Raw genomic sequence first — 5,934 nt, 5'->3', positions numbered from 1 at the left:
CTATGCTTGCGTAAAACGCCCGCCCTTCAGGGCGGGCGTTTTACCGCTGGAGGTAAGTCAATACCTTGGTTAAAATTAGCCTATATGAAAATCCTTCCGACTCTCCATAAGGCTGAGGTAACCATTCTGGAACAGCTTGTGGTAAAGCATCACGTGAGAATTTAACGGCAAACCCGCTACCCTAAATTAAATTGGTTCAGTCCTTATGTTTAAAATGAGCATGTAATGGTTTATCTCGTCTATTAATCTTCTAAAAAGAAAAAATTTTTGGACAATCAAAAACGCAAATTGTCCAACTAAATCCACTATTGTCCATTTGAGTTTGATAGATTCACAAAATTTCCCCCAAATATATTGCACTCCATAAAAAATAATGATATACTTGACAAAATGGGGTGAATGTGTTATGGCAGACGAACTATTTACAGTTGCTCAAGCGGCTGAATATTTGAAAGTATGCGATAAAACGGTACGGCGAATGATTGCCTCTAAGGAACTTGTTGCTTCCAAAGTAGGAAGTAGAAGCTGGCGCATCCGTAAAGATGACATAGATGCCTATCTAAACGCCACCAGTACGGGGCAGGAAGGAGCAGATACCATTGAGTGAAGAACTGATTCAGCGTAATTTGATAGAAGCTCCTGAAAAAATGGGCGATTGGAATTTCTACAATATTGGCGCTACTACATTAAAAGCTCTTAAAGGAGCGAAGATTATTCCCGATAAAGACTATGAGGCATATGAGGGAAAAAAGCCGGATGCCTTAATTGTTAAAAAGCCAATTATTATCGCAGCTATCGAGTATAAAACCCCTCAGGAGTTGCGAACCGAAAAGCAGATTGCTAAAGCTATTGCACAAGAAATTGGGACAGCCCAGATATTGCAGGCAAAAGTTTACATTGTTACTGACGGCAAAAAAACTTTTTGGATTAACCCTGCTACCGGTCAAGAAATTCTACAGGAAGATGGTAGCCGCATTACATTAAATTTTGACAAGAGTAGCACAGAGTGTATTACCCTCATCAATAAGATTCGAGCCTCTATTAATGCTACTAATAATCAAATCAAGGCTGCCGCGTCTGTTGATCCTCTGCCTCTGGCCGAAAAAGTATGGCAAGATTTATGGGCTGTTTCAGGAGCGACGCCTGAAAATTGTTTGTACACCTTTGTTGAGATTTTTATCTTCAAGTACCTTAGTGATTTAGGTGTTTTGAAGGGAATGTATTCATTCTATGATTTGCTTGGAAAATACTCTGGCAATAATGAGAATGAGGTACTTGAATATTATGCTTCCACGGTACGAGTAAAGATTAAAGCTCTTTTTCCTGGCAATCCGAAGGACAAAACTACCATTATCAATGGTACAATTTTTGTATCCAAAGATGACAAGGCTGTTTCTGGATATGCGACTGTTTTCCACAAAATTCTTAAGCGTTTTAATGATTTTGGGACTTTAGAGAACATAGACTACGACTTCAAAAGCAAGCTGTTTGAAACCTTCTTGAAAGAATCAATCAGTAAGAAAAATTGGGGTCAATACTTTACACCCTTGAAGGTAGTTCGAGCTATTGTCAATATGATAGACATCACTCCGGGTATGAAGATTTGCGATCCGGCGTGTGGCGTTGGAAAATTCTTGCTTGAACCGATTCTTCACGATTTGCACCGATTCTATAAAGTGGAGGATGGAGAGCTAAAGCCTCAAATTACGCTGAGTGGTTTTGACAAAGGATTTGATAAGGACGAACAAAAAACAATCATTCTCGCTAAAGCAAATATGCTGATTTATATGTCTGGCTTGCTCCGAGAGCATCCAGAAATGACAGATAAATTTGCTATACTTTTTAACGACACATTTTTGCTTCAGACCAACTCGATTCTTGGAACCTTGGCAAAGCCTGTACATGAGCAGTATGATCTGATTTTAACGAATCCGCCTTATGTTATGAGCGGAAGCAGTAATTTGAAGGAAGAGATTTCCAAGGATGATACACTCAAGAAATACTTTTCTGTAAGCGCAATGGGCATCGAGGGTTTGTTCATGGAATGGATTATTCGTGCCCTCAAACCAAATGGAAAAGCGTTTATTGTCGTGCCTGATGGTATTATGAACCGCAGTAACGACAAAAAGCTCCGTGACTTCATATTGGAGCAGTGTGAAATTGATGCTGTCATCTCTCTTCCGTTAAACACTTTCTTCACAACTAACAAAAAAACTTACATTCTTGCTCTGACAAAAAAAGCACCTGTTATGGTGGATGGTGTGCCTACTCTTCAACGCCAAACCTCCCCAGTATTTACCTATTTGTGTTCGGAAATCGGAGAAACTCGTGATGTGTACCGTTTTGACATCGATCAAAATGATTTGCAGGTTGCATCTGATCTTTTTAATATGTTCAAGGGTGCGAAAACGAGCTTTGCCAACACATTGAACATGATTGGTGATCAGAGATGCAAAATTTCGAGCATTGATGACTTTTATAACGGAACTCATTGGTGCGTGGAACGATGGTGGAATCACGAAGAACGGCAGGCTCTTGGTATTGAGGAAGAATCCAAGACAATTGGAGTAAATGACTTTAGAGTTTTACTTGCTGATACGATTAACACATTGTCTGAACTTGATGAACCATTGGCTGAAGTTGAAAAAAAAAACGATGAGGGCCTTCAGTTTTTAGAAATCCCCATTACCCAGGTGTTTGATATTGTTCGTGGCGACGGAAAATATACTCGAAGCTATGTACATGAACACACTGGTGAGTATCCATTATATTCTGGCAACACATTTGGACCATTTGCTCAGATCGATTCCTATGATTATAATGTTCCGGCATTGACATGGGCAATAGATGGTTTAGCGGGCTACATGATGATTCACAGATCACCTTTTTCCGCAACCAACCACCGTGGAATACTCCTGCTGAAAGACACAAATATAGACCTGGAGTACGCAAAATATACCTTGGAACCTATTTTTAGAGAGCTTAAAAAAGGGCGGCAAGGCGATAATGGCGAAAATGAGTACACATCGCTACCACCATTTATGATTCAATCTGTAAAATTTGCTGTTCCGGTAGACCATAACGGAGAGCCTTGGCTTGAAAAGCAAAAAGAAATCGCCGCAGGTTATGTAACTTTGGAACAAACCAAAGAAACTGTTGTTGAACAAATTGCAAATCTCTCACAGGTTTCTATTGTGCCGAATTGTGACGAATATGCGATTGAATATTTGCCTTTGAGTGACCTATTTGACACTATCAAAGGAAAGTCAAAGTACACCAAAAAATACGGGAACCTACACTCAGGCCCCTACCCTGTCTACTCGGCATCAAGTCAAGGGACACTAACCCATTTAGATACCTACGATTATGATGGTCGTTATATGACATGGTCAACAAATGGATTTGCAGGTACGATTCTTATTCTGGATGGTAAATTTTCTATTAACGGAGATCGTGGAATCTTGGTTCCTAAAAACGGGCGTCAAGATTTGGACTTCGATTATATGAAATTTACTTTGGAACCCATATTCCGGGAGCTGGCTAAAGGTCGAAAAGGCGATAACGGAGAAGATGAATTTACGAAACTATATCCTTCGATGTTAAGCGACATTATGGTACCAATTCCTGTCGATGGTAAAGGAAATATTAGCCTTTCACTTCAAAAGGAGATTGCCCAAAAGTTTATATCAGTACAAAATAGTCAGAAAGAAATCATTGAAAAATTGGATATACTAATATCCAAGAAAATTTCCATTTAATCGTAAGGAAGCGCTCATTTTATTTTGAGCGCTTCTTTTTACTTGCGTTTCACTTCTTTTGAGACAAGGAGAAAAGCAGATGGAGGCCGCAGCCCGGTACGAGCGCAATGAACAGCGCCAGGGCTGCCGCAGCGGCCACTACAGCCGCAACCTCACCACCACTTCCGGGGATGTCACCCTCAAGGTGCCCAAGCTCAAGGGGATATCCTTTGAGACCGCTATTATTGAGCGGTATCGTCGCCGGGAGAGCAGTGTGGAGGAGGCTCTCATCGAGATATACCTGGCAGGTGTATAGGTGAGATGTGCTAAATGCCTACTGCTTCCTGTTACAATCATCAGAACCGGCATCTGTCTCATCTTCTTCAGCTGGCAATGACTGCCTGTCCTGTTTATAGCAATTCAATTCGTTTGCCATTTCCAAAGCCAGGTGAAAGCCACAGAGGAAACTGTCCATGGAGCGCTCTTCTGCCATTAGATTCTGGGTATCCATGATCCGCAGCACCAGTTTTCTCTCCGGTTTTTCCAGTCGCTCGATGAGCTGACGGTGGCAAACTTCAATTTCCTGTTCAGCTTCTGCCATGGGCACAGGTGTATAAAATCTATCATACAGCAGTTTCAGTGTATTGCGCATATTATCCTACCCCCTTGTAGCAAGACAACATACCACAAGCGGATAGAAAAAGCCACAACAATATTTGCATCACTGCAATTTAACTGCATCCAAATTTCGGAAGTTGTTTTTGTGAAGCATAGGCCAAAATGAGGGCATATGGAACACCACATGCCCTCATTTTCCCCATATACGGCTGGGGCTTAACCCGTATCGAGAGATCGTTTTTCGCAGCACTTCTCAAATAGCGGGGGCGAGGACAGTTAACCGGCTGTTTTCGCCCTTTTCTGACGTGCGCAAAAAGAAGGGCCTGCGGATTTTCCGCAGGCTCTTCCACGCTGATGCGCAAAATTGGTTTTTTGTTGTCCTTTTGCGGGGGCGTCTTTATGGTGCCGGCTTTTGCATTTGCGACTTTTCCACAGGGGTGGCCAAATCCGGTATTCACCGTCCGGAGAGCTGCTTGTTCTTTCAAAAATTAAGTAAATTTTTGTTTATTTTGACAATTTGGTTTTGAACTAAAATCAAGGAAATGTAACTGGTTTTGTAACCTTGCCGCAGTATACTATGAATATATTGGAGAGAGGAGGTGATGAATCCATGCAGAACCGAATCCGCAGCGACCCTTACCGGACAACCCTGGTGTGTGTTGATTCCGACCAGGAGGGCCTCCTGACCGGCCGCATTTACCATCCGTATCTTCCATCCGGCGCAAAGTTCCAAAATCTGATGCAGTTCCTGCTGACCATGGAAGATCTGCTGGACAAGCTGCAGTTTCCCCAGTCGTTCACAGCCCGCAGATCCTTCCAGGCACAGCCGGAACCCTCGGTTCCCTTTCCACCGGAAAGTGAATCCCATACCGGGAAAACCGCCACCTTCTCCGTGCGCGTGATTTTCCGGCAGAATGCCAGCTGGCAGGGGTCTGTAACCTGGCTGGAAAAAAGAAAGGAAGAGAACTTCCGCAGTGCGTTGGAATTGGTTCTGCTGATGCACAGTGCTACCAGTAATGGGGACACACTGGAAAAAGCCCCATCCAGCGCCTGAGCATCGCTCGGGGAGGCCCTTTCCACAGGGCCTGCGCGGCGGCACTGCGCAAGGAATAGATGTAAAGGCAAACCGTTTGAAAAAGCGGGACGCAAAGCCAGGGGGCTAAAGCGGTACAGGCACCGCCAGGCCAGCCCGGCCGCCATATATTCGATCTCAAGCATTTGGAAAGGAGAACGAAAAAATGGCAAGAAAGAAGTTGCAAAAACTTTTCGCCCTGCTGCTGACCTTCAGTCTGTCCATGAGTCTGCTGAGCGTCGGTGCGTTTGCGGCGGAGGGCGAAACAGAGCTTGAGTCTTTGACTCTGCCAAGCCCCATTTCCGTAGCCTACGGAACTCCAGAAGAGGACATTGGCCTGCCGGAGACTCTGACCGGAACCGTGAAGCAGGAAGAAGTCCCTGTTGAGACAGAAGTCCTCCAGACGGAGCAGGTCCCCGGCGTGGTCGAGAAAATTCCCACTCCTGAGACCTCCGGCGAGACTACGCCTTCCGAGACCTCCGGCGAAACTACCACTCCCGAGACCTC

Annotated in this window: 6 protein-coding genes, 1 pseudogene and 1 riboswitch; of the genes and pseudogenes, 5 read left to right on the top strand and 2 right to left on the bottom strand. The window is 44.0% G+C overall.

The features are described from left to right. Positions 1–406 precede the first annotated feature (406 nt). The 3 genes and pseudogenes from QZL67_RS06895 to QZL67_RS06885 form a co-directional block, all read left to right on the top strand. A complete protein-coding gene (locus tag QZL67_RS06895; RefSeq protein ID WP_195451378.1) occupies positions 407–607 on the top strand; it encodes a helix-turn-helix domain-containing protein in 201 nt (66 codons plus the stop codon). After that, positions 600–3,758: an N-6 DNA methylase gene (locus QZL67_RS06890; RefSeq protein ID WP_022290005.1), complete on the top strand. Its 3,159-nt coding sequence runs from the start codon at positions 600–602 to the stop codon at positions 3,756–3,758. The genes QZL67_RS06895 and QZL67_RS06890 overlap by 8 nt, the downstream gene beginning before the upstream one ends. Positions 3,759–3,816: 58 nt before the next feature. Beyond that, positions 3,817–4,050 (top strand): annotated as a pseudogene (locus QZL67_RS06885) (transposase); the annotation flags it as partial. Positions 4,051–4,071: 21 nt separating this feature from the next. On the opposite strand, the gene QZL67_RS06880 reads toward QZL67_RS06885, so the two are convergent. Together QZL67_RS06880 and QZL67_RS06875 are read right to left on the bottom strand one after the other, a co-directional pair. Then, a complete protein-coding gene (locus QZL67_RS06880; protein WP_022290003.1) occupies positions 4,072–4,389 on the bottom strand; it encodes a DUF6809 family protein in 318 nt (105 codons plus the stop codon). 79 nt (positions 4,390–4,468) lie between these two features. Next, complete coding sequence (locus tag QZL67_RS06875) at positions 4,469–4,813, bottom strand: hypothetical protein (protein ID WP_292920049.1); 345 nt, start codon at positions 4,811–4,813, stop codon at positions 4,469–4,471. A 152-nt stretch (positions 4,814–4,965) separates the two neighbouring features. Here QZL67_RS06875 and QZL67_RS06870 point away from each other — a divergent pair, with 152 nt between their 5' ends. Both QZL67_RS06870 and QZL67_RS06865 read left to right on the top strand, forming a co-directional pair. Continuing rightward, positions 4,966–5,409 (top strand): hypothetical protein, encoded by a 444-nt coding sequence (locus QZL67_RS06870; protein WP_022290002.1) that lies wholly within the window; start codon positions 4,966–4,968, stop codon positions 5,407–5,409. A gap of 56 nt (positions 5,410–5,465) precedes the next feature. Continuing rightward, positions 5,466–5,556, top strand: a riboswitch (cyclic di-GMP riboswitch). A gap of 37 nt (positions 5,557–5,593) precedes the next feature. Continuing rightward, on the top strand, positions 5,594–5,934 hold a 341-nt coding region (locus tag QZL67_RS06865; protein ID WP_292920047.1), incomplete at its 3' end, for a hypothetical protein.

Source organism: Oscillibacter sp. CAG:155, from assembly GCA_000436875.1.
Lineage (GTDB): Bacteria > Bacillota > Clostridia > Oscillospirales > Oscillospiraceae > Oscillibacter.
This window is presented reverse-complemented; position numbering and strand designations above follow the sequence as displayed.